Consider the following 24,032-nt stretch of genomic DNA (forward strand, 5'->3'; position numbering starts at 1 on the left):
TTATGCGGCGACCAGCTGATGGCTGGCCAGCAGTTGCAGGGATTTCAGGCGCGGAACGCCTGCACTTATCGGCGTATCAATGATGAATTCTTCCACGCCGTAGCGCTGATGCAGGGCTTCCAGCCCGGCATGAACCTGTGCCGCTGTCCCTTTCAGTACGGAAGATTCACGCGGTTCAATGCGGTGCTGCACGGCACCGGACTGACGAATAAAGGCTTCGGCCTGTGCCAGATTACCCACCGTTACGCTCTGGCCGTTGTCCACGTGCACGCGGAATTGCTGCAAATCAGCGGCCAGCCGGTCGGCTTCGGCAGGGGTATCCGCCACAATCGCCTGGACTGCCAGCAGGGCAGACTGCCCGTTGCTGTCGTGACGATAGGCCGTCAGCGCACGCTCCAGCTCCTGCCTGTCACCGTTCAGGTGAGCGGCAAAAACGAACTGCCAGTTAAGCCCGGCGGCCAGCTTCGCGCTGGCTTCGCTGGCCCCCAGCAGAAAGCGCGCTGCCGGACGTGGCGGCAGCGGGGTGGCGAGCAGCTGATCTGCGCCGTCGGCGGCAGGGGAGCCCGTCAGCCACTGATCCAGCGCACGAAGCTGGCTGGCAAAATCGCCTTTCTCCAGCTGATTGATGCCCTGCTGTAAGGCTCTGGTGGACAGCGGCAGGCCGCCCGGTGCTTTACCCACGCCGAGATCGACGCGATCCGGGGCCAGCGAGGCCAGCAGGTTAAAGTTTTCCGCCACTTTATATGGGCTGTAGTGCTGCAACATCACGCCACCCGAACCGACGCGGATGCGGCGGGTATGCGCCAGAATCCAGGCGATCAGCACTTCCGGCGACGGGCTGGCCAGTGCGGGGGTGTTGTGGTGCTCTGCCAGCCAGATACGGTGATATCCCAGCTCTTCCGCCCGCTGTGCCAGGGTCAGGGTGCGGGCCAGCGCTGCCGCAGCGGTTTCGCCCTCAGCCAGCGGGCTTTTATCCAGTAAGCTCAGTCGGTAAGCCATAATGCATCCTTGAACGGTATCGGTTACCGGCGATTATTGGAGGCAGGCCCGCTGCTGTAAAACAACAAATCTGGCTTAAATCAGTCGTGAAATGGGATAGCGAAGTAATGCCGCGAAACGGCAAAGGCTGTGCAAAATGGGTATTTTGTCTGGTGGGGCAATTCAGGTTTAATAGTGATTCACTTAACAGAGGAATAACACGATGAATGGTCTCTGGCTGCACTTCACGCGATTCTTTCAGGCACCCTCTGGCATGGCAACGCTCGACAGCTGTCGGGTGATCGAGGCAATGATACCGATGGTCGAGCTGTATGGCGTGGCTTTACACGATTTGCCGCCCGTGCAGCAGCACTACCCGGACGAATCCCGTTAATTTTCAGGCTACTGTGGCCCGGTTACCCAGGTAATGACCCGATCGGGTTGCAGCAGCACTCTTCCTGAAAACAGGCTTCCCGCGACCAGCCTTGCGGAGAATGTCTGTGTCAGACGCAGACTGATGTGGTTTAAATCCGCACTGAACGCCATAATTTCCGCGCCGCTGAAATCCATAAACTGCTTCACCTGCGGGTAAAGCGCCTTATACAGACTCTCCTTGAGCGAAAAAGCCACCGTCAGCGCCGTGGTGAACGGCAGCCCACACTGCTCCAGCCGCTGTTTTTCTGCGGGGCTGACCAGCATTTTGTGGGTATCACGGGCGACCTCTGCCGTCATCATCTTTTCACAGTCAACCCCCAGCACCAGGTCCTGACGCCGTGTCAGCAGTGCGCACACCTGCTGATGCGTATGCGACAGCGACCCGATAATTCCCTGCGGCCAGACAGGGGCGCGGTCCGGGCCGTTGCTCAGTAAAAATCCCGTTATCCCCCAGGTTGCCAGCGTCTGTTGCAGGCAGTAGCGGCTGGCCAGATATTCCGCACGGCGCTTTTTGACCGCGCGCAGCAAATGGGCAGGGGCAGGGATATTCAGGTCAGCGAACAGCGACTCCGTGAAATGAGCCGCATCGTAGCGCGCATTCATCAGATGGATATCCGGCGCTTCTGCCAGCGGTTGCAGGGAGCAGTGCGAAATAAAGGGGGGGCAGGACGGAATGTTCAGCGCAGACATAGCCACTAACCTGTGCAAATAAGATGAATTATTTTAAACAGGTTAGTGGCCGGATATCAAAATAAACGCTTTTGATTAATGATTCGGTGGGATGGCGAAGCTTTTCAGTGAGACCACGAAGTGATCGTGACCTTTGGAGATTTTCGCTCCGCGCTCACACCACTGGCTGGCAAGACGGAAAAAATCGTCGCTGCCGATGTCATAAGCCAGTTCCACTTTATTGATACCGGAATGGAGCAGTTCTTCCGCGTCTTTAAAGTTCTTTGCTTTGATAATTGCCATTTGAGTTATCTCTGTCTGGACAGTGCGGTGAAAGTGTAGCGACAGCGTATGATATTACTGTGACACTTTTGTTGCAGAGACGAAGATTGAGACTTTCGCCACGTTTTACGGCGGCATGACGAGGTGCGTAGCGCACTCGACCATATTGTCGCTACGTCATGCGGTGGGTAATAACTTATTCGTATTATCATATATAACCGATTTTTACCCGCAGATACTGGAGGCGAACTGTCGTTCCTGTACCTGCCCGTGACACTCACCTGCGAGCGACCATGACGAATATCACTCTTTACCATAATCCCGCCTGTGGCACTTCACGCAACGCGCTGGCACTGATACGTAACAGCGGCGTCGAACCCACAATTATTCTTTACCTGGAAACGCCGCCCGACCGGGAAGAACTGAAAGCGCTGATTGCCGCGATGGGAATAAGCGCGCGTGATTTATTGCGCACTAACGTTGAACCCTATGAGACCCTGGGACTGGCGCAGGACGTTTTCAGCGATGAAGCGCTGACAGAGGCTATGCTGATGCATCCGATCCTTATCAATCGTCCTGTTGTCGTGACGCCGCTGGGCACCCGGCTGTGCCGCCCGTCAGAGAGAGTGCTTGATATTCTTCCCGATCCCCAGCAGGCAGAGTTTATTAAGGAAGACGGTGAGCGGGTGACGGGGAAGGATGGCAGCAGGGCAGGTAACCCGTCCTGACTGCCCTGACGTCAGAGGGCGTTCAGCAGCTGTTTTTCAATCTTCGCACCCGGCATCATCCGTTGCAGGCCGTCAATCAGCTCGTCACCGGCAGCGTGTAAGGCGTCCAGCGGCATGGCGGGCAGGCTTTCCAGGATAAACCACATCTGACGGGCGCTGGAATCTAAACGGGTTCTGACCCCCTGGCGCCAGTTCCAGCGGCGGCAGGTGACTCCTTTATCGTCGCGCCAGATCGCTTCCCCGGCGTCCACGGTTTCCAGTACCACTTCCCCCTCTTTTATTGTGTCAAACGATTCAGAACCGTCGGCCACCATCAGCCGTGGCGTACCAATGTAGGCAGCGATGTTTTCACCGCCAACCGGGATCGCATACTTAATGCTGACCGCGTTATACAGGTCTACCACCGGATCGATAGCCGACAGCGCGCCGTCGCGCAGCACGCGTTTGCGTAACGCTTCTGCTGAACAGGGTGTGCGCTTGGGTTTGGCGCCAAAGGCTTTGAACACCTCGCCCCATGCGGCGAGATGCGCCTCAGCCCACGCGGGGGAGTCTGCGGAGATACCTTCACAGGCGGCCTTTAACGCTTCAGCCCCCACTTCAGCATGCCTGAGCGGGGCGGCTTCAACCACAATGCTCAGCGCCCTGAACCCAGGGGCAAGGGCGGTGATAGCGGGATGGATTGACGGACAAACGGTAAGCATCAGATAATCCTTTAATGACTATTTTATTCCATGGTAATGACTGATGACGCATAAAGTCAATATACTGACTGAAACGGGTGCTGATGTGAACTTTGTCAGCCTCGCGCTTGCCGCGAGAATAAAAGATTTCCGCAGACAGCAGAAGCTCACCCTCGATGAACTGTCACGCCGGGCCAGCGTCAGCAAAGGCATGCTGGTTGAGATCGAAAAAGGCGCGGCGAATCCCAGTATTGCCATCCTGTGTAAGATCTCTGCGGCGATGGGGGTCTCAGTTGCGGATATTGTCGATGTGGCGGGTAAACCCGTGGTGCATCTTGTCGCGCAGAAGGATATTCCCGTTCTCTGGACAGGGGAGCAGGGCGGCACCGCGCGTTTACTGGCGGGTAACAGCGGTCCGGATATGGTCGAACTGTGGCGCTGGGAGATGCATCCCGGAGAATTATTCGCCTCATCAGGCCACCCCGCGGGGACATTTGAACTGCTGCACGTTGAGGAAGGCGTGCTCACTCTCCAGGTGGACAGCACCACGCTGATTGTGCAGAAGGGCTGTTCGGCGGTGGCCAGAACGGACAGGCCTCACCATTACACCAATGCTGACAGCAGCCTGCTTGTCTTCACGATGACGGTGGCTGAGCGGCATTAATGGCCAGTGCTTCTGCGATCGCTGGCTTCACTAAAGGGCATGGAACAGGGCGGTATGTCACCGCACGAGGAGGTGGCATCCGAATATAGCTGTTACATCTATGAGTTTTTAAAAAACAGTACTACAGTGCGCCTATTTAGGCTGAGATTATTTAATTGCTAAAGTATGTTTTTATTTATGCCGTATGCACAAAAAACAACCCATCACCTGAGCCGTCTCTTTTCAAGAGAAGGCAGCCAACAGCATCTGTCAAATAAAATATATCTTTAAATGGATCCGGAAAGTCTGATGAGTATAGCTGCATAATAAATTCGTATTCCTTCAGCAAATCTGAGGGTAACTTTACTCCATTAGGTGGAGTGTTCGTAAGCATAGAGAATACTGGGTAATCGTCCTCCTGCACTTTTTTATCTTTAAATGTTGTATTGATTTTCGGAATTATATTATCTGGACTAATAATTTCCAATTCTGAGTTTTTCATGATTACCAGAGTGTAACCACTCGATATCGATCCCAGTTCGGAGGCGTTGCCGCTATAAGTAACTTTGTCGAGAAAATAATCAGAGCTGCTGTAGGTTGAAAAAACATACAGTATGCCTTCCTGGGGTATCGACCTGCAATTGTGAGTCTTCTTTAGGCTTGCACACATTATAGTTGCAATTAGTACTAAAGCCTCTCCATCAGGATTCGTGGGCCAGTTATTTAATTTTACTGAGTCACCACCTATGACAATGCCAGAGCTTTTAAAGTCATCAGATAATATAATTTCTTTAACCAGAGTCATATATTCACCCATATCCGTTAAGACTACTATGGAATTTTTTAGCCATTCTTCTTAATCCTTTTACTCTAGATTTAGGAACTCCACTTTTCCTAAGTGCCCCTGAAGTGATATCTAGTTCACGTTTTAAAGATGGTGCAAATTCGTGCCTGCCAAGGTATTGACTTTTACGTATTTGCGTCTCGTGCCAGTGAGTACTACCAACAAGCGGAGGTTTTTTATGGATACAAGAATCGATGATTTCTGGATTAATATCCAGGCCGCACATGACCGCTGGGAAGGACGCCAGGTGGGCACCCGCTACCCTGTGGTTATGCTCAGTCCTCTTCAACAACTGCTTTGATCAATGCATCAAGGGATGAAAAAACCTTTGCATTGTCGATGAAAGGATTTCCCGAGTCCTGTAGGTAAAATCGAGGCTCTGCCGAGCGCTCCATTAATACTAAGCGGCCGCCAGAGTCGTCACCAATCAGCAGGTGATCAGGAAACGACGCCGATATGTCGTAGGCCTGTTGCCGTTCAGCGATGGATACCGTGGAATGAATAAGCACAAGGTCTTCGATCATCGCGCCGTCGCACTGCGCCCAGAATCCGATTATCCATGCGTCCGGTTTTATATCGCACTTCTGCATAGCCATAGCGATGTCTTCTGCACTTGCAGGCGGATTTTTGTAGTTGTAAAGCTGGCTCATTGGAGTACACCCGTTAAGTTGAATGAAAAGCCTGGGGCGGCAACGAAGACAAGTGGGCAGCCTGCCTGAGGGCAAAGACAATCTGCTCTTCGGTGAATCGTGACTTTTTCATCGGCACCACCTCCGTTCAGGGAAGTGTTTATCATGCCGGAATTCTGTTTCTGAGTGGAGCAGGATTTTGGGTCAGGGTCAGCTGGAGAGGGCATATGCAAAAATGTACATAAAGTAAAGGGGCTAATCTCACGATTAACCCCTTGACCTGTCAGAGTATTTTGGTCGGCACGGAGAGATTTGAACTCTCGACCCTCGCCACCCCATGACGATGCGCTACCAGGCTGCGCTACGCGCCGACGAATAAAACTATCTTACTGAACTATGCGCTGATTGCAAGCCGCTAACGTCTTGACTGCTCTAGATTTATACAGTTAATTAGCGATAAAGCGTTTTTCGTCTGTCAGTACCTGTAACAGTAGCGCCAGCTGCGGCTTATGATTTTTCAGGGGCTGACCCTGTAAATCCCATGCGGCATAGCTGCCATTATTGTCCAGCACCAGCGTCTCCTGCGGGGTGGTGATCAGCAGTTGATGATTGGTGCTGCTGGCAACCCAGTTGTGGCGGCGCTGAGCGGCAAACAGATCCTCACCCTGTGAGTAATCAATCGCTGGCGTACTGACGTGCAGCAGGCGCTTCATCAGCGTCGCCATAATATCCTGATGATCGGTAAGCTTGTTCACCGTCTGCGCCGGGGTATTCGGCCAGTGCACAACCAGCGGCACCTGCAGCATCTGACGATTTCCTTCGTCAGCTTCACCTTCCAGCACCACGCCGTGCTGGGCTGTAATCACCACCACCGTATTTTCCAGCAGCCCTTTCTGATCCAGCGTATTCAGCACCGTCTGAATCTGCTGATCCACGCTGGCGGCGGCGCGGGCGTAGCGGCGCGGGTTCTGCTTATCCGCAGTATCGCTGTTATCGGACGTTGACAGTGACAGGTAGGAGAACCACGGTGCCGATCCGCCTTTATGTCCGTCCAGCCAGCGCTGCCACTGGCTGGTGGTGTCGGCGTTCGACTGGTTTTCAGAGGCCGGTAACGAGAAGTCGGTCAGCAGCGCCTGCCGGTACAGCGGCGAGTTGAAACCGTCGCTGGCAAACAGGCCAAACTGATAACCCTGCTGCCCCAGCGCATTAATCAGGGCAGAGGGAATACGCGACGACAGCACGCCGTCCATATAGCTTGGCGAAATACCGTAGAACAGGCCAAACAGGCCGGTGTCTTCGCTGGTGCCTGAGCTGAAATGCTGGCTGAAGCGCACGTTGCCCTCGGCAAAACGCGTCAGATTAGGCAATGATTTTGCCATCGACGCCTCGTTCAGACCGTCCACCGTAATCACCAGCAGGTTGTTGCGCGTACCTTTATCAGCAAAGTTGATGTCGTTCAGGGGATAGGCGACGGAGACCGCTTCAGGATTCCCCTGCTGTACCAGACGGCGCTGATACTCCTGTGCATCCAGCAGGCCGTGTTTCTCCAGAAAGCGGCGTGCCGTCATCGGATAGGAGAGCGGCAGGTTAGAGCGCTGCATGGTAATCGGGCGATAGAAATTCGCATCTGCCCAGATATACATCAGATGGCTGGCGAAAAAGGCAGTGATAAACAGCCCGGCCAGCGGCTTGCCAAAGCTGCGGCGGTTCAGGCTGCGCAGCTTCTGCCAGCTCCAGGTGGCAAACAGCATTTCAACCAGGAAGATAGCCGGTACGCTGATAAACATCAGCTGCCAGTCACGTGCCATCTCGCTCTGGTCGGGGTTAACCACCAGTTCCCAGACCACCGGGTTCAGGTGCAGGTGGAAGCGGGAAAATACGGCGCTGTCCACCAGTATCAGCGTCAGCCCGGCGGTGGCGATGATGGCGGAGAGGAAGCGCAGCAGCCGCTGCGACATCACCACGAACGTCAGCGGGAAAATAATCAGCAGATAGGCGGCGAAAACAATAAAGCTGAAATGACCAATCCAGCTGCTGAACGAATAGAGACGACCAGCCAGCGATGCCGGCCAGTCGGAGACAAACAGGTAGCGGCTACCCAGAATGAAAGCGAAAATGATATTAAACAGGGCGAACCAGTGCCCCCAGCTTATCATCTGGGAGACTTTTTCACGGTAGCGCTGTTGATTTGTTACCATATCGGGATCAGGGTCATCTCATCAGTGGGCTTTGTCATCGCGTACCGACGCCTGCAGGGCATCGGCAAACGAACGGGCCATTGCATGGCGCTGTGCCGGTGCCACGCTGGTATTTAGTAAATTGGTCACCATATTTCCCAGGACCATCAGGGAAAGATCGGTTGGGGTCTGGTTTGATTCCAGTACCTGGACCATTTCTGCGAGGATCTTCTCCACGCGCTCGTTGCTGTAGCGGGATGATTGTGCCATAACGTCAAATTTATACTGAGGTTTAAAGGGCGCTATCTTACCGTAAGGAAGCGCTTTTTTCTGCTTTTTTATCGCAAAGCAACACGAATGAACAGTGCATCGTTGTGACAGTTGATCGTAATGGCGCGCAGTGATTGAATACGCGCCTGTGCTTAAAGGAGAGTTTACCATGAGTCTGGATATTACCCAGATTGCCCTTCACCAGATGATCAAGCGTGACGAACAGACGCTGGAACTGGTCCTGCGTGATTCACTGCTGCCGTCCAACGCGCCGGTGACGGAAATGATGGAAGAGCTGCATCGCGTCTACAGTGCCAAGAGCAAAGCCTACGGCCTGTTCAATGAAGAGAGCGAGCTGGCCGACGCACTGCGCAACTGCCGTAAGGGTGAAAATGACTTCCTGGCCTTCAGCCGTGCCGCCAGCGCGCGACTGCGCGATGAGCTGGGTAAATATCCGTTTGCCGAAAGCGGCGTGGTGTTATTTGGTCACTATCGCTACCTGGCCGTTGAGTACCTGCTGGTTGCAGTGCTCAGCAGTCAGAACAGTATGCGCGTCAACGAAGAGCTGGATATCAGCAGCACTCACTATCTGGATATCAGCCATGCCGATATCGTGGCGCGCATCGACCTCACCGAATGGGAAACCAATCCTGAATCTACCCGTTACCTGACCTTCCTGCGTGGGCGGGTAGGGCGCAAGGTGTCTGACTTCTTTATGGACTTCCTCGGTGCCAGCGTCGGTCTGGATACCAAAGCGCAGAACCGTGGCCTGTTACAGGCGGTGGACGACTACTGCGAAGAGGCCAGTCTGGATAAACATGAGCGGCAGAATTATCGTCAGCAGGTTTCCACCTACTGTAACGAGCAGCTTAAGTCCGGCGAAGAGATTGAGCTGGAAGGGCTGTCAAACGAGCTGGCCCCGCTGGGGGATAAAACCTTCCAGGCGTTTACTCAGGAACAGGGCTATGAGCTGGAAGAGAGCTTCCCGGCAGACCGCAGCACGCTGCGTCAGTTGACTAAATTCGCCGGAAGCGGCGGGGGGCTGACGCTCAACTTTGACGCGATGCTGTTAGGCGAGCGTATCTTCTGGGATCCGGCCACGGACACCCTGACCATCAAAGGCACACCACCTAACCTGCGCGATCAGTTACAGCGCCGTACCAGCGGTAAATAACTGCGCTGCCTCCGCGCCGATATTCGGTTTTCCTGCACCATTCAGACGAAAAAAAACGCCGCATTAAGCGGCGTTTCTTTCACATCAGTAACGAACGGGCAATTAAGCGCGAACGAAGTCGATGTGGTGCAGTTTTGGCTTGAACGGGTGACGCTGAACAGCCTGCACTTTTACTTTAGTTTCTTTGCCATCAACAACCAGGGTCAGAACTTCGTCGTAGAAACCAGGCTTAGCCTGCAGGTTCAGTACGGAGTCATGGTCCATTTCGATAGCAATAGCTGCTTCATTTCCGCCATAGATGATGGCCGGGAATTTGTTAGCTAAACGCAGGCGGCGGCTCGCACCCTTGCCCTGCTCTTTACGAGCTTCAACATTAATAGTGAACATTTTTAAGTCTCTTCAGGTTTATTCCTGCTACAGGCGACCCAGCAGCAGGTAGATTGTTCAGCTTTCACCCGGCAGAGCCAGGCAAAAGCGGGCGGGATTATAGCCGGGTTTGCCATGGCAGGCAATGAAATAGTCAGATAACCGCAGCGCAGCTGGGTTCAGCGTAATTCGTTAGCGCGCCGGAAACGCCCCTCGTAATCAAACACCTTCTCACGGATCTGCCAGAAATGGCGCTGTTTACGCGCCACCACAAAGTCGGGATGGCGCAGCAGCGGCTGAAGCGCGATGATGTCAGCGGCATTTTTCCAGCCCAGCGGCACGCCGGGTGCACGCTGGTGCGGGCGCAGAAACAGCTGCTCAAACGCGGTGCGCTGTGCCGGAGATGTTAAGCGGAAACGCTCGCTGACTTCGGTGGCTTCTTCGTCGAAGTAGCGCACCTTCAGCCATTCACCGTGCCCGTCGCTTCCGCTCTCCAGCACCATGGCAGCGCAGCGCAGCACCAGTGCATCTTTCAGCTTCAGCGCGGCTTTCAGCATATCGTCCGGGTCAACCAGGATGGCATCACACTCGCGACAGCGCCGGGCGGCAATATCGTTTTCAGCGTGACAGTGCGGGCAGTTTTTGAAGCGGAAGCGGTAGTCGCACTGTTCGCGCAGGCCGTCATCATCTTCCAGCACGCCCTGACAGCGTCGGCCAAAGTGCTCAATAAGGGTACCGTCCTGGGTGGTTTTTCCCCAGAAGGTATTGGCAAAACCGCAGCCGGGGCAGAAGACCTGCACCGGCTGATTGTCGCTTTTTCCCTTCGGTGAGCCCACTTCCGGGGTGAACAGATCGTGCGGGTTCCCGGCGTAGTCGAGGATCAGGCAGTCGGTTTTACCCGGACTGAGACGCAGCCCGCGCCCGACGATCTGCTGATACAGGCTGACCGATTCGGTCGGGCGCAGGATAGCAATCAGATCGACATGCGGCGCATCAAAGCCGGTTGTCAGCACCGCGACGTTGACCATATAGCGCAGTTCACGCGCCTTAAAGGCGGTGATCAGCGCGTCGCGCTCGGCAGCAGGCGTCCCGGCGCTGATCAACGCCTTACTGTCCGGCAGCAGGCCGAGCACTTCGCGGGCGTGTTCGACCGTAGCGGCGAAGATCATCACCCCCTCACGCTGCTGAGCAAACTCGACAATCTGCTGAATAATATGTGGCGTGATGCGCTGCTGCTGTTTCAGCTCGCGATTGAGATCCGCTTCGCGGAACAGACCGTTTTCCTGCGCCTGCAAACGGCTGAAGTCGTACTGCACCACCGGCATATCCAGCCGCTCCGGCGGCACCAGAAAGCCGTGTTTGATCATATAACGCAGCGGCAGCTCATAGATGCAGTCGCGGAAGAAGGCGCGTTCGTCGCCCCGGACCATGCCGTGATAATGAAACTGATAAATCCAGCCTTTCCCCAGACGATAGGGGGTGGCCGTCAGGCCCAGTAGCCGCAGCTGAGGATTGTGCTGGCGCAGATGGTCAATAATCTGCTGGTACTGGCTGTCTGCGGCATCGCTGATGCGGTGGCATTCATCAATGATCAGCAGAGAAAATTCTGCGCTGAACTGCTCCAGATTGCGTGCGACCGACTGAACGCTGCCAAAGACCACTTTGGCACGGCTCTCTTTACGCTGTAATCCGGCGGCGAAGATATCCGCATCCAGCCCGTAGGCCTGATATTTTGCCTGGTTCTGCGCCACCAGCTCTTTCACGTGGGCCAGCACCAGTACACGCCCACGGGCCACCCGCGCCAGTTCGGCAATCACCAGGCTTTTTCCGGCGCCGGTGGGCAGGACGATCACCGCAGGTTGTGATGAACGGCGGAAGTAGCCGATGGTGGCATCGACTGCTTCCTGCTGGTAAGGGCGTAGGGTAAACAACATGAAGACCTGTAAAGCAGCAACAAAGGGCTATTATGCCACGAAAGCGCCATAAGAATACGCTACCCTCTGTGCCTCAGTGGTTTCTGCCGCTATACTCTTAGCATCTAATAAGATATCCATTCCTGATGGGCGTTCTGCGCCACATCAACAAGACGATTTCGTCAGTTTTCATTCCAAACCAAAACAGGCAGTGCAGAGTTAATGCGACTTGATAAATTTTTATCCCAGCAACTGGAAGTCAGCCGTGCCATCGCCGGGCGTGAGCTGCGTGCAAGAAAAGTCACCGTTGACGGTGAAGTGGTGCGCGAAGGGGCGTTTAAATTAAGCCCGGAAAGTGCGGTGGAATATGATGGCACTCCGCTGCAACAGCAGCTCGGACCGCGCTATTTTATGCTGAATAAGCCCGTGGGCTATGTCTGCTCGACGGAAGACCCGGATCACCCGACCGTGCTGTTCTTCCTTGAAGAGCCTTCCGCTTACAAGCTGCATGCTGCCGGCCGCCTGGATATTGATACCACCGGTCTGGTGCTGATGACCGATGATGGTCAGTGGTCACACCGCATCACTTCTCCGCGCCATCACTGTGAGAAAACCTATCTGGTTACGCTGGAATCACCGCTCAGTGACGATACCGCACAGCAGTTTGCAGATGGGGTACAGCTGCACAATGAAAAAACGCTGACCAAACCCGCAACGCTGGAGGTGATTGACCCGCACCAGGTCCGTCTGACCATCAGTGAAGGTCGTTACCATCAGGTAAAACGCATGTTTGCCGCCGTGGGCAACCACGTGGTGGGGCTGCATCGTGAACGTATCGGTGCCATTGCGCTGGATGCAGAAATGGAACCCGGCGACTATCGTCCGCTGACCGCAGAAGAAATTGCCAGCGTTGGCCTGGCGCGTTAATCAGACTTTCATACCATAAAAACCCTGATGCTGCGGAGGGCGGGACGGTGTTCTCGCCGCCTGAAGCGGCAAGGGGTAAAGGGGCGGTGCGTGGCAAAAGATAAGAATTCCTCTACCGGGCTGGTGGTGATCCTCGGGCTGCTGGCGATGCTCATGCCGCTGTCTATCGATATGTATCTTCCGGCTCTGCCACAGATCGCGCGGGAATTCGCGGTGTCGGCGGGCAGCGTGCAGATGACGCTCAACGCTTACATCCTCGGTTTTGCCCTCGGCCAGCTGATCTACGGGCCGCTGGCCGACAGTTTTGGTCGTAAGCCGGTGATCGCCGCCGGAACGCTGATTTTTGCCATTGCCGCGGCCGCCTGTGCGATGGCGCAAACCATCGACCAGTTGATCAATCTGCGTTTTCTGCACGGCCTGTCGGCGGCGGCAGGCAGCGTGGTGATTAGCGCTCTGATGCGTGACAGCTACTCGAAAGAGGAGTTTTCACGCATGATGTCCTTCGTGATGCTGGTGACCACCATTGCGCCGCTGCTGGCACCGATTATCGGTGGCTGGATGCTGCTGATATGGAGCTGGCACGCCATATTCTGGACCATTTCTGCCGCAGCGGTTGTGACCACGCTGCTGGTGGTAACCCAGATTAAAGAGACGCTGCCGAAAGAGAAGCGGCAGCCGTTCAGCCTGCGCACCACGCTGCGCAACTTCCTCTCTCTGTTCCGCCATAAGCGCGTTTTCAGCTATATGCTGGCAAGCGGCTTCTCCTTTGCCGGGCTGTTCTCGTTCCTTAACGTCGGGCCATTTGTTTATATTGAGCTGAACCACATTTCTCCGCAGGATTTTGGCTACTACTTTGCTCTGAACGTGGTGTTTCTTTTCCTGATGACATTGCTGAACAGCCGCTGCGTGCGCCGCTTCGGGCCGCTGGTGATGTTCCGCCTGGGTCTGCTGATTCAGTTCTCAATGGGGATCTGGCTGGTGCTGGTCAGCGCGCTCAATCTCGGGTTCTATCCACTGGTGTTCGGGGTGGCGATGTTTATCGGCTGCGTGGCGATGGTGTCGTCGAATGCGATGGCCGTGATTCTGGAAGAGTTTCCTCATATGGCCGGGACGGCCTCATCGCTGGCGGGTACGCTGCGCTTTGGCGTGGGTGCGCTGGCCGGGGCGATACTGTCCACCATTACCTTCAGCAGCGCGTGGCCGATGGTTTGCGCCATCTTCATCTGTGCCACGGTGTCGATTGCCCTGTTTACCTACGCGTCACGGCCACGTAAATCCGCGACAGCAGGCTGACAGCGCGCCAGCTATATCTGACCCGGTCGGGGCATGCCCCGACCCTGCCCGGCATTATTCCCGCCTTTAAATACCGCTGTGATGTTGCTTTTTTGTAAATAACTATCCCTAAAAAAGTAACGATATTGCAGCAAAAACGGTTGTTATCCCCCGGTTAACGCGGTAAATATAACGAATAAATGAGAGCTAACTCTCAAAAATTGGTCTGTGGCGCACTTCCTGCCGCCAGGCTGAGCTTGCTCGCAGGGTAAATAGTGCCGTTTATTAACAGGTTAACCTGCACCCGGCAATTGATGATTTACCTTGTGAAGTAATTGTGAAAATATTGTTTAAAATTTGTTCTGGGGAATTCTGTTGAATACGTTACAACATTCAGTGGTACATCGTTTGCCGCTAAGCTATCGCTGGGGCACCGGTCCGGTCGGGCTGGTGATCGAAGCGCAGACGCTTAACGGGCTGAGCAGCGAGGATGACCTGATCGGTCTGCGCCTGCTGAGTCACAGCGGCGCACCGGCGTGGGAAATCATGCAAAAAATCGAAGCGGCCCTGGCGGAGATCCAGCTAGCCTGTTCGGTGGTCGAATGGGAAGGTGAGCCCTGCCTGTTCGTACAGCGTGAAGATGAGAGCGCCACCACCTGCCGGCTGAAAAGCTTCGGCGTGGGGATTGCCGAACCTTTCCTTATCGATCGCCGTGCCTGACGATGTTACCCGCTACGCTAACGCCAGTAACTGCTGCGTGTAACTCTGCTGCGGCGCGTTAAACACCTGTTCGCACTTGCCCTGTTCGATCACTTCCCCCTGACGCAGCACCACCACCTGATGACACAGTGAACGCACGACGCGCAGATCGTGGCTGATAAAGATATAGGCCAGACGGTGCTGTTGCTGAAGCTTTTTCAGCAGCGCGAGGATCTGCTTCTGCACCGAACGGTCAAGTGAAGAGGTTGGTTCATCCAGAACGATCAGCTGCGGTTGCAGGATCAGGGCACGGGCAATGGCGATACGCTGGCGCTGGCCGCCGGAAAATTCTGACGGATATCGCTGGCGCGTTTCCGGGTCCAGCCCCACTTCGTGCATGGCGGTGATCACCCGCGCCTCACGTGCGGCTTCATTCAGCTCCGGATGATGTACCTGCAAACCCTCGGCGATAATCTGTAAAACATTCAGGCGTGGATTGAGCGATGAGTTCGGATCCTGGAACACCACCTGAATCTGGCGGCGCACGGGCAGCATTTTTCTGCGGTTCATCAGGTGCAGAGGCTGCTGGTTAAACCAGATTTCCCCTTCAGAGTGCAGCAGGCGCAGCAGCGCCAGCCCGGTAGTGCTTTTGCCGGATCCTGATTCGCCGACCAGACCCAGACTTTCCCCCGGCCTTAGCGTAAAACTCAGTGACTTCAGCGCGTGGTGGTAGCCGACCGTGCGCTTCATCAAACCCTGTTTAATCGGGAAGGCGACCTGTAAATTCTCCACGCGCAGCAGCGGCTCAGCCTGTTCATCTGCCGGATCCGGCTGCCCTTCAGGTTCGGCATTCAGCAACTGTTGGGTATACGGGTGCTGCGGGGCGCTGAAAAGCTGGCGAGTGCTGTTATGCTCCACCGCCTGTCCGTTACGCATCACGGTAACGTTGTCCGCCAGGCGCTGCACAATATTCAGGTTATGGGTGATAAACAGCAGGCCCATATTCAGCTCCTGCTTCAGCTCTTTCAGCAGCGTCAGGATCTGCGCTTGTACCGTGACGTCCAGCGCGGTGGTTGGCTCATCGGCAATCAGCAGTTCAGGCTGGGTCAGCAGCGCCATCGCAATCATCACACGCTGGCGCTCACCGCCGGAGAGCTGGTGCGGGAAGTTATTCAGCCGGCTGGCGGCCTGACGGATGCCTACGCGGTCCAGGCAGGTCAGCATTTCAGCACGTGCGGCTTCACGACGCATGCCGCGGTGCAGCGACAGCACCTCATACAGCTGCTTCTCAATGGTGTGCAGCGGGTTGAGCGACACCATCGGTTCCTGGAAGATCATCGCGATGCGGTTACCACGCAGCCCTCGCAGCGTTCGCTCATCGGCGCGCAGCACGCTCTGCCCGTCAAAAATGATGTCACCCTGGGTATAAACCACCGGTGGGGTAGGCAGCAGGCGCATCACCGACAGCGCGGTCACGCTTTTTCCTGAACCGGACTCGCCGACCAGCGCCAGCGTTTCACCGGCATCCACCGACAGCGACAGCCCATCGACCACCTGGCGCTCTTCGCCGCCCTGACGAAAAGCGATACTGAGATCCTGAATCGTAAGTAGCGGCATATCAATGTACCTTGCTGGGGTCAAAGGCGTCGCGTACCGCTTCACCGATAAAGATTAACAGCGACAGCAGGATCGCCAGCGAGAAGAAAGCGGTAAGTCCGAGCCACGGTGCCTGCAGATTATTCTTGCCCTGGAGCAGCAGTTCACCCAGCGAAGGTGAACCCATCGGTAGGCCAAAACCGAGAAAATCCAGAGAGGTCAGGGTGGTGATGGAACCACAGAGAATAAAGGGCAGATAGGTCAGGGTCGCCACCATGGCGTTCGGCAGCATATGCCGTGACATAATGCGCCAGTCGCTGACGCCCATCGCCTGTGCGGCCCGAATGTAGTCTAAATTACGCGCGCGCAGAAATTCAGCTCGCACCACGTCGACCAGGCCCATCCAGCCAAACAGCACGGTAATCCCCAGCAGCCACCAGAAACCGGGCTGTATCACGCTGGAGAGCAGAATAAGCAGGAACAGTTGTGGCATGCCTGACCAGACTTCGATAAAGCGCTGTCCCCACAGATCCACCTGCCCGCCGAAATAGCCCTGTACCGCGCCGGCAAAAATGCCGATGACGCTTGAAATCAGGGTCAGCGTCAGGCCAAACAGCAGGGATATGCGGGTGCCGTAAAGAATACGCGCCATCACATCGCCGCCGTTGGCATCTGTTCCCAGCCAGTTCTGCGCTGACGGCGGAGAAGGGAAGGGCACTGAGCTGGCAAAATTAATCGTATCATCGCCAAAACGAATCGGCGCCCACAGTGCCCAGCCGTCCTTATCAAGGCGTGACTTCAGCCACGGATCCTGGTAGTCAGCCAGGGTCGTCAGCGGACCGCCAAAATCGCTCTCCTGATAATTCACCAGCAGTGGGAAGTAGGTGCGGTCCTGATAGTGCACTACCAGCGGTTTGTCATTGGCCAGCAGCTCGGCCCCCAGACAGAGGATGAAAATAACGGCGAAGATCCACAGCGACCAGTAGCCGCGACGGTTGTGTTTGAAACGCGCCCAGCGCGCCTGATTAATCGGGTTTAAACGGCTCATTGGCGGCCCTCAAAATCAATGCGCGGGTCGACCAGCGTATAGGTGATATCGCTGAGAACATTCAGCAACAGGCCGATCAGGGTGAAGATATACAGCGTACCGAACATCACCGGATAGTCGCGTTGTAACATAGCATCATACCCCAGCAACCCCAGACCGTTCAGGTTGAACATCACTTCTATCAGCATCGAACTGGTGAAGAACATACCGATAAACATGGCCGGGAATCCGGCAATCACCAGCAGCATGGCGTTGCGAAAGACGTGGCGGTAGAGGATTTTCTTCTCATCCAGCCCTTTGGCACGGGCGGTGACCACATACTGTTTACGGATTTCATCCAGAAACGAGTTTTTGGTCAGCATGGTGAGGGTGGCGAAGCCGCCGATCACATTAGCCAGCACCGGCAGGCAGATATGCCAGAGATAGTCGGTCACTTTGCCGTACCACGGCAGGCTGTCGAACTGCGTCGACACCAGCCCGCGCAGCGGGAACCAGTCGAGATAGCTGCCCCCGGCAAACAGCACAATCAGTACGATACCGAACAGGAATGACGGGATGGCATAACCGACGATAATCAGCGTACTGCTCCAGAGATCAAAAGCACTGCCGTTGCGCACCGCCTTTTTAATTCCCAGCGGTATCGACACCAGGTAAATAATCAGGGTACTCCACAGTCCGAGGGTGATGGAAACCGGCAGGCTCTCTTTAATCAGCTGGACCACCGAACTGCTGCGGAACAGGCTGTCACCAAAATCGAAACGCGCATAGTTCCACAGCATGGTGAAGTAGCGCTCATGCAGTGGTTTATCGAAGCCGTAGCGTTTGGTGATTTCGGCAATCACTTCCGGGTCAAGCCCGCGGGACCCGCGATACTGCCCCTCGCCCGGTTGGGCATTCAGCGAACTGCGGCCGTGAGAGGAACCTTCCCCGGCGGCACCAGGCATACCGGTGGTCTGGCCGAACTCAATGTTAGCAATCGCCTGGTCCACCGGACCACCCGGTGCAATCTGCACGATAAGGAAGTTGATAGTGATAATCGCCCACAGCGTGGGGACGATCAGCAGTAAACGACGAATTAAATAAGCACCCACCGTCAGGCTCCTTAGCGACGTTGCGCCGGCAACTGTGCGGCTTTATTGACATCGTACCACCAGTTATCAAAACCCTGCGCGTAGGTTGGACGCGTGGCGGGCATTGAAAACTTATTCCAGTACGCATAGCGGTCGTTAGCGGTGTACCACATCGGGATCATGTAATAGTTCCACAGCAGTATACGGTCCAGCGTCCGCCCCAGCGGTAACAGCGCCTCTTTGTCACCCTGATGCTGGTCGATCTGCTCAATCAGGTTATCCACCAGCGGGCTGGTAACGCCGGGGGTGTTCCACGATGAATTGATATAGGCAGACCCCCAGACAATTTTCAGGTTGGTGTCGGGCGTGGCAAAGGCCAGATAGCGTGAGGGCAGCATGTCAAAATCACGTTTGCGCAGCCGGGCCAGATACTGGGAGCTGTCCACCTGGCGTAGCTCCATGGTAATACCGATACGCGCCAGATTGTGCTGGAACGGAAGTACCCACTCGTAGTTACCGCCGCTGCGCAGCAGCAATTCAAAGGCGAAGGGCTGCCCCGTCTTGATGTTAACCAGCCGCTGATTTTTCAGTTCCCAGCCCGCCTGTTTGAGCAGGTCCAGGGCCTCCATCAACTTCTGGCGGTCGTAGCCTGAGCCGTCGGATTTTGGCGGCTGATAAACTTTATCAATCACCTCTTCGGGAAACTGTCCTTTTAAAGGCGCTAAAATTTTCAGCTCCTGCGCATCAGGATAATTCTGTGCGGCATATTCCGTATTCTGGAAGTAGCTGTCTACCCGCTTGTACGCACTGTAGAACAGCGCCTTGTTCATCCATTCAAAATCAAACAGCAGCGATAGCGCCTCGCGCACCCGGCGATCGGCGAACTGCGGCTTCTGGATATTAAACGCCAGCCACTGAGTATCGGTCGCGACGGTGTTGGGGACCTCATCTTTCACGATATAACCGCGTGAAAAATTATTCCCGGTGTACTGAGTGGCCCACTTCTTAGCCGAACCTTCACTGCGAAAATCAAAGGCACCGGCTTTAAAGGCCTCAAACGCGACGTTATCCTCCAGATAGTAGTCGTAGCGGATGGTATCGAAATTGAAACGCCCCTTATTGACCGGCAGATTCGCCGCCCAGTAATCTTTCACCCGTGACCAGGTGACGGACTGGCCCATTTTATAGGCGCTGATGCGGTAGGGGCCGCTGCCCGGAGGTGGGGTACGCAGGGGATCGCTGAGATTATGATCTTTCCAGAAGCTCCTGGGATAAACCGGTGACGACAGCAGCGACATCATCATGTCGCGGTCAGATTTAGGCAGTTCAAAACGTACTCTCAGGCGTGAAATCGCTCTTGCTGTAACCCCTTTGTAAATCACACGATACTGGGGGACACCCTGGGTCATAAACATGTTGAAGGTGAAAGCGGCATCTTCAGCGGTGATGGGGCTACCGTCATGGAATCGCGCCTGGGGATTGATGACGACTTCGAACCAGCGATAATCGTCGGGATAACGGGCGAATTCAGCAATTAAGGGATACAGGCTACCGGTTTCATCATCCGATGAGGTAAAAAGGCGGTCATAGGCGTTTTCGGTGCCGATGGCCGGATTTCCGCGCATCGCCGCGCGGTTGAAATTGTCGAAAGTACCGATCGCCGACAACGTGACGCTGCCGCCTTTGGGCGCAGCGGGATTGGTATAATCAAAGTGGGTAAAACCAGCGGCATATTTGGGCGTGCCGAGCTGGGCAAAACTGTAGCTCTCATGAATATTTTCAGCCTGCACGCTGGCCGTAAATAGAGCGAGTAATGTCAGGGCTACAAGACGCACGATCATGTTTTCAACAGCCTCCCACCGGTGATGAATCAGTTAATGACGCCAGCCTGACAGTAAAATTCATGCGGCACAATCATATTGAATTTTTTTCTACTGATTAAATATTAATGGTTTAACTTTCAACCCTGAGGCTGAGGGCAGGTGTCTTCTGTTCAATAAAGTAGTCAATCAGCTGTATAACGGTGAGCGGGCGGCTGAACAGATAACCCTGTAAATGTGTGACGCCACGATTAATCAACCACAGCGCCTGTTCACCGGTCTCCACGCCTTCGGCGACGGTGCTCAGACCCAGCTTTTTCGCCAGCGTCACAACGGCATCCAGCACGGGGGAATTTACCGTTTCTAACCCGATACTTTGAATAAACCCACGATCGATCTTGAGGTAATCAAACTTAAACTTCTCCAGATAGATGAGTGCGCTGTGGCCGGTGCCAAAGTCATCAATCGCTATTTTGATATTTTGCTTTCTTATCCAGTCAAATATCTCGTCGGCGTTGTGTTCTGCGACCATCGCCCGTTCCGTAATTTCAAATACATAATGAAAATGTCCGGCCGGCATCATCGCCAGCCAGTCAAGTACATCCTGGCGGAACGTCGGATGTATAAGATGGCTGGGGGAAAGGTTAATTCCCATCTGCGTTCCGGCAGGAATAGTTTCGCGCATCCGGTGAGCATCGTGGGCAATCAGCGTAAACAGATGGCGGGTTAACGGCACGATCAGATTCTGGCCTTCAGCGTAACTGATAAAAGAATCCGGGGGGATGTCGCCTTCTGTTGGATGCGTCCAGCGTAACAGAGCTTCCAGGGCACAGGCTTTTCCACTATGAGTCTCAATGACCGGCTGATATTCCACGTGGAACTCCCCGCGCTTAATACCGAGCATAATTTCTTTACCTGAGCGCATGCGCAGCGTGAACATCATAAAACAGCCGCAGGTTATCAGGACGCTCATCAGTAACCCGGTGAGCAGGATAATAAGTATATCCCGATGCGGCAGGGCTTCGCCGTAAAGATAGAGCGTCAGCGGGTAGCCGGGAATAGCGATGCGGCGCAGAGGGTGTGCCGGTAGCCTGTGGATATTGACCAGCCGATCGTTCCACGTGGCAATTGCCATATCACCGGCCGCAAGCGCCATACCGCTTATCTGCTGCTGCCGTGAGGCGAGCAGCAGATAAGGAATCAGGTTCACGTTCAGCGTGGTGAAAATACCGTTGCCCGCCTGTCCGGCGTTTTTCAGCCACAGCACAATAGCCGGTTTACTCTGTACCATCGGGGTCCCGGGGATCAGGCGAATATCAATGGCGCGGCTGACATCGGTAAACGGAGAGATTTCGCTGATATTTAACTGCATCGGACCGGTAGCCGAGGAGCAGAAAGCGCTGCGGTTGTTGACCAGTAAAATAGCGCGCACGTTCTCGGCAAAGGCGGCGCGCTGGGTCAGATCGCTGCGAACGGCGTCACAGCCCGCCAGCGTGGCTGGCTGAAGTGGGAGCAGGGTGCTTTTTAACTCGTCAAAAACGTTCACTACATAATTCTGGGTATATCCGGCCAGGCGGTCGTGCTCTTCTGCGCGACGATGCCAGGTCAGGGTCAGCATAATAATCAGGAACAGAAGAAAAAAAGCAAAGCCAATGGATGCACTGAGCCAGACTATCTTGCGCGGCTGGGAAACAGGGTGCCTGACGGTAGTAGATAGTGGCATGCGGCGACTTCTCCCGTATTTGCCCGTTTTATTATTATTGAGGGTTTACAAGCATCTCTGCTCTGGTGTCAGCCAGTGAGCATATAACGGAGGGGGATTTCTGTCTCTATCTTCCTGATGATAATCACTTCTTTTCAGCAGGGCGAAGTCATAGCCGTTTATTAGCCGATACTGCCTCTCTGCTTCTGCGGGCAACAGCGGGAAAAAAAGCAAAAAAAAACGCTACCGGGGCAGCGTTTTTTTATCTCGTGTTCGCAGACTTCAAGGGAATGAAATCAGCTCTGCGTTCGGCTCAGTACCCGACGTGCATCGCGGTAACGGTTTTTCCAGTAGGAATCATTCAGGTTCGAAATCATCACACCGCTGCTGGTGGAGGCATGAACGAAGTTGTCATTACCGATATATATACCGACATGACGACCCGTAGAGCCTGCACGGAACAGCACTAAATCACCGGGACGCAGTTTTGTGCGCGTAATACTTTTACCGGTATCTTCCTGCTCGTAAGTCGAGCGCGGCAGATCCAGGCCAAACTGTTCACGGAATGTGGTCTGGACGAAGGCTGAACAATCAATGCCTCGTTTGCTGGTACCGCCAAGACGGTAACGCACACCTTTCCAGTCCGCATACTGGTCCATCAGGCGGGATTTAATATCCACATTCTGAACCATTTGTTCGAATTCATCCTGAGACGCTTGCAGTAAAAAACCATTTTGATCTTTAACTGCATGAGTATCAGTTTGTACATTGTGCCCGCTGTTCGAACTACATGCTGACAACAGTGCCGCTAACGCGACGGCGGGGAGCGCCCGCAAGATGTATCTCAGTATAGGTTGAGACTTGACCATTATGTTTGTGATCCCTTGAAGTCCTTAACGACGAGGTCGTTAGCAGAATTGCGAAACGAAACGAGATTAATTAGTGCCGGAGGGTAAGACAATTCGGAAAACGTTAAAATGTGTTATTGAGCACATTTTAAAATGTAACATACCGAAATACTTTAGCCATTTCGCCTAATCGAAAGTGAGGTTACCCGATTACAAGCCGCATGGCGAGGGGTTTTAAGCACTTTTTTGTAGGTTTCTGTGATGTGAAATCATTAAGTAACGAATCGGTTACATTATCGCCAACTGCCAGAGTAACTGAGTGCCCCTAAGTGCAATTTTTCAGCGCTATAGCGCCGGCGAGAAGGAAATCAGAATTATCTGTCTGGACAGGCGGGCAAATCAGCGCTTTCGGCTATCTTCAGGTGAGGATTAATTCTTATATTAAAGAATGAATGTGTCGCCAGAACAGAGTGTCTGGCGACAAAAATAACACCCACAAAAAAACAGCAAACCTGTGGTATCAGAAGGATGACTTCGCCGGTTTATATTTTCCCGGTAAATTGCGGTACAGCCAGTTCACCAGATAATCACTTGCTGGCGTCAGTAACCACCAGCTCATACCGACCAGCACGATAGACAGCGATCCCACGGCAATATCCGTAAACCAGTGCGCACCAATCATGACGCGGGGAAGCGCGAAGACCACCACAATCACTAGCGCCAGCGCAAAAGATTTGCGGGTGAAATAGCGCAACATAAAGCAGGAAAAAATAATCAGCATCATGCCGTGATCGCCCGGAAAACTATCCGCGGAGGCATCCTTGGTGGGAATTCCCGTGAGCTTAGTGACGTGATTCACATTCGGGAAGTATTTCGTTGGGCTGGGGTGTGATACCGGAATCTGATGTCCAAGCTGATTCAGCACCACCGCCGTGATAAGCATGGTGATGCCGATAGCAAACATACGGCGGCGCCCCTGCGGCGTCTCACGACGCCAGAAGTGCAGGTACAAAGCGCCCATCGCCAGCAGTGAAACCCCATCAAACGCCCGGAAGTTGGTCACTGCTACCAGCCAGAGCAGGGCAGGATCCGTTGCCATCCTTTGGTTGAACCAGTAAAAAATGGTTTTATCCACGGTGAACCACAGCCCGTGATGCGCCGGAAGATACCAGGAGAAAAACAGCGCAAGGCCGAGTAAGTTCAGCAGCAGGATGAGCAATAAACGTTTAATAGTCATAGTGGAATGAAGGCTTTTTCCGAAA

At 54.4% G+C, this 24,032-nt stretch carries 24 protein-coding genes and 1 tRNA gene; 7 read left to right on the plus strand and 18 right to left on the minus strand.

The features are described from left to right. Complete coding sequence (locus ABEH87_RS00755; RefSeq protein WP_346573026.1) at positions 1–999, minus strand: MsnO8 family LLM class oxidoreductase; 999 nt, start codon at positions 997–999, stop codon at positions 1–3. Between the two features lie 202 nt (positions 1,000–1,201). On the opposite strand from ABEH87_RS00755, the gene ABEH87_RS00760 reads away from it, so the two are divergent. Next, the gene (locus ABEH87_RS00760; protein ID WP_346573027.1) at positions 1,202–1,372 is read left to right on the plus strand and encodes a hypothetical protein; all 171 of its coding nucleotides are present in this window, start codon (positions 1,202–1,204) and stop codon (positions 1,370–1,372) included. An 8-nt stretch (positions 1,373–1,380) separates the two neighbouring features. Here ABEH87_RS00760 and ABEH87_RS00765 read toward each other — a convergent pair whose 3' ends face one another. Both ABEH87_RS00765 and ABEH87_RS00770 read right to left on the minus strand, forming a co-directional pair. Continuing rightward, positions 1,381–2,103 carry a 4'-phosphopantetheinyl transferase superfamily protein gene (locus tag ABEH87_RS00765; RefSeq protein ID WP_346573029.1) on the minus strand — a complete coding sequence of 241 codons (723 nt, stop codon included), beginning with the start codon at positions 2,101–2,103 and terminating at the stop codon, positions 1,381–1,383. Between the two features lie 75 nt (positions 2,104–2,178). Further along, positions 2,179–2,385, minus strand: coding sequence for a hypothetical protein (locus ABEH87_RS00770; protein ID WP_346573031.1), 207 nt, complete (start codon positions 2,383–2,385; stop codon positions 2,179–2,181). Between the two features lie 272 nt (positions 2,386–2,657). On the opposite strand from ABEH87_RS00770, the gene arsC reads away from it, so the two are divergent. Continuing rightward, complete coding sequence (gene arsC / locus ABEH87_RS00775) at positions 2,658–3,092, plus strand: arsenate reductase (glutaredoxin) (RefSeq protein ID WP_346573033.1); 435 nt, start codon at positions 2,658–2,660, stop codon at positions 3,090–3,092. Positions 3,093–3,103: 11 nt separating this feature from the next. Here the strand turns inward: arsC and ABEH87_RS00780 are convergent, their stop codons facing one another. Beyond that, a complete protein-coding gene (locus tag ABEH87_RS00780) occupies positions 3,104–3,793 on the minus strand; it encodes a B3/4 domain-containing protein (RefSeq protein WP_346573035.1) in 690 nt (229 codons plus the stop codon). 43 nt (positions 3,794–3,836) lie between these two features. Here ABEH87_RS00780 and ABEH87_RS00785 point away from each other — a divergent pair, with 43 nt between their 5' ends. Then, positions 3,837–4,436, plus strand: a complete 600-nt coding sequence (locus ABEH87_RS00785) for an XRE family transcriptional regulator (protein ID WP_346573037.1) — start codon at positions 3,837–3,839, stop codon at positions 4,434–4,436. Between the two features lie 175 nt (positions 4,437–4,611). Here the strand turns inward: ABEH87_RS00785 and ABEH87_RS00790 are convergent, their stop codons facing one another. The 5 genes from ABEH87_RS00790 to ABEH87_RS00810 form a co-directional block, all read right to left on the minus strand. After that, positions 4,612–5,220 carry a DUF1963 domain-containing protein gene (locus ABEH87_RS00790; RefSeq protein WP_346573039.1) on the minus strand — a complete coding sequence of 203 codons (609 nt, stop codon included), beginning with the start codon at positions 5,218–5,220 and terminating at the stop codon, positions 4,612–4,614. A gap of 314 nt (positions 5,221–5,534) precedes the next feature. Next, positions 5,535–5,909 (minus strand): hypothetical protein, encoded by a 375-nt coding sequence (locus ABEH87_RS00795; protein ID WP_346573041.1) that lies wholly within the window; start codon positions 5,907–5,909, stop codon positions 5,535–5,537. Between the two features lie 273 nt (positions 5,910–6,182). Continuing rightward, a tRNA-Pro gene (locus ABEH87_RS00800) sits at positions 6,183–6,259 on the minus strand. A 75-nt stretch (positions 6,260–6,334) separates the two neighbouring features. Next, the gene (yejM, locus tag ABEH87_RS00805; RefSeq protein ID WP_346573043.1) at positions 6,335–8,086 is read right to left on the minus strand and encodes an LPS biosynthesis-modulating metalloenzyme YejM; all 1,752 of its coding nucleotides are present in this window, start codon (positions 8,084–8,086) and stop codon (positions 6,335–6,337) included. 21 nt (positions 8,087–8,107) lie between these two features. After that, on the minus strand, positions 8,108–8,335 hold the full coding sequence (locus ABEH87_RS00810; RefSeq protein ID WP_346573045.1) for a YejL family protein: 228 nt from the start codon (positions 8,333–8,335) through the stop codon (positions 8,108–8,110). 169 nt (positions 8,336–8,504) lie between these two features. On the opposite strand from ABEH87_RS00810, the gene yejK reads away from it, so the two are divergent. Next, positions 8,505–9,509 (plus strand): nucleoid-associated protein YejK, encoded by a 1,005-nt coding sequence (gene yejK / locus ABEH87_RS00815; RefSeq protein ID WP_346573047.1) that lies wholly within the window; start codon positions 8,505–8,507, stop codon positions 9,507–9,509. Positions 9,510–9,611: 102 nt separating this feature from the next. Here yejK and rplY read toward each other — a convergent pair whose 3' ends face one another. Together rplY and ABEH87_RS00825 are read right to left on the minus strand one after the other, a co-directional pair. Beyond that, on the minus strand, positions 9,612–9,896 hold the full coding sequence (gene rplY, locus ABEH87_RS00820; protein WP_346573049.1) for a 50S ribosomal protein L25: 285 nt from the start codon (positions 9,894–9,896) through the stop codon (positions 9,612–9,614). 158 nt (positions 9,897–10,054) lie between these two features. Beyond that, entirely contained in the window at positions 10,055–11,809 is a 1,755-nt protein-coding gene (locus tag ABEH87_RS00825) for a DEAD/DEAH box helicase (RefSeq protein ID WP_346573051.1), read from the minus strand. Between the two features lie 201 nt (positions 11,810–12,010). On the opposite strand from ABEH87_RS00825, the gene rsuA reads away from it, so the two are divergent. The 3 genes from rsuA (at position 12,011) to ABEH87_RS00840 (ending at position 14,707) form a co-directional block, all read left to right on the plus strand. Continuing rightward, positions 12,011–12,715: a 16S rRNA pseudouridine(516) synthase RsuA gene (rsuA, locus tag ABEH87_RS00830; RefSeq protein WP_346573053.1), complete on the plus strand. Its 705-nt coding sequence runs from the start codon at positions 12,011–12,013 to the stop codon at positions 12,713–12,715. A gap of 90 nt (positions 12,716–12,805) precedes the next feature. Continuing rightward, entirely contained in the window at positions 12,806–14,008 is a 1,203-nt protein-coding gene (locus tag ABEH87_RS00835; protein WP_346573055.1) for a Bcr/CflA family multidrug efflux MFS transporter, read from the plus strand. A gap of 354 nt (positions 14,009–14,362) precedes the next feature. Then, positions 14,363–14,707 carry a YejG family protein gene (locus ABEH87_RS00840; protein WP_346573057.1) on the plus strand — a complete coding sequence of 115 codons (345 nt, stop codon included), beginning with the start codon at positions 14,363–14,365 and terminating at the stop codon, positions 14,705–14,707. Between the two features lie 12 nt (positions 14,708–14,719). Here ABEH87_RS00840 and yejF read toward each other — a convergent pair whose 3' ends face one another. From yejF to ABEH87_RS00875, 7 genes are all read right to left on the minus strand, one after another. Beyond that, entirely contained in the window at positions 14,720–16,303 is a 1,584-nt protein-coding gene (gene yejF, locus ABEH87_RS00845) for a microcin C ABC transporter ATP-binding protein YejF (protein WP_346573059.1), read from the minus strand. Position 16,304: 1 nt separating this feature from the next. Further along, the gene (locus tag ABEH87_RS00850) at positions 16,305–17,330 is read right to left on the minus strand and encodes a microcin C ABC transporter permease (RefSeq protein WP_346573061.1); all 1,026 of its coding nucleotides are present in this window, start codon (positions 17,328–17,330) and stop codon (positions 16,305–16,307) included. Continuing rightward, positions 17,327–18,421: a microcin C ABC transporter permease YejB gene (locus ABEH87_RS00855; RefSeq protein WP_346573063.1), complete on the minus strand. Its 1,095-nt coding sequence runs from the start codon at positions 18,419–18,421 to the stop codon at positions 17,327–17,329. Before ABEH87_RS00855 ends, ABEH87_RS00850 begins: the two co-directional genes overlap by 4 nt. An 11-nt stretch (positions 18,422–18,432) precedes the next feature. Beyond that, positions 18,433–20,241 carry an extracellular solute-binding protein gene (locus tag ABEH87_RS00860; RefSeq protein ID WP_346573065.1) on the minus strand — a complete coding sequence of 603 codons (1,809 nt, stop codon included), beginning with the start codon at positions 20,239–20,241 and terminating at the stop codon, positions 18,433–18,435. Between the two features lie 112 nt (positions 20,242–20,353). Then, positions 20,354–21,943 carry a cyclic di-GMP phosphodiesterase gene (locus ABEH87_RS00865; RefSeq protein WP_346573067.1) on the minus strand — a complete coding sequence of 530 codons (1,590 nt, stop codon included), beginning with the start codon at positions 21,941–21,943 and terminating at the stop codon, positions 20,354–20,356. Positions 21,944–22,218: 275 nt separating this feature from the next. After that, positions 22,219–22,791, minus strand: coding sequence for a bifunctional murein DD-endopeptidase/murein LD-carboxypeptidase (gene mepS, locus ABEH87_RS00870; protein WP_346573069.1), 573 nt, complete (start codon positions 22,789–22,791; stop codon positions 22,219–22,221). A 499-nt stretch (positions 22,792–23,290) separates the two neighbouring features. Then, on the minus strand, positions 23,291–24,007 hold the full coding sequence (locus ABEH87_RS00875) for a phosphatase PAP2 family protein (RefSeq protein ID WP_346573071.1): 717 nt from the start codon (positions 24,005–24,007) through the stop codon (positions 23,291–23,293). Positions 24,008–24,032 lie beyond the last annotated feature (25 nt).

It is taken from the genome of Erwinia sp. Eh17-17, from assembly GCF_039675725.1.
Classification (GTDB): Bacteria; Pseudomonadota; Gammaproteobacteria; order Enterobacterales; family Enterobacteriaceae; genus Erwinia.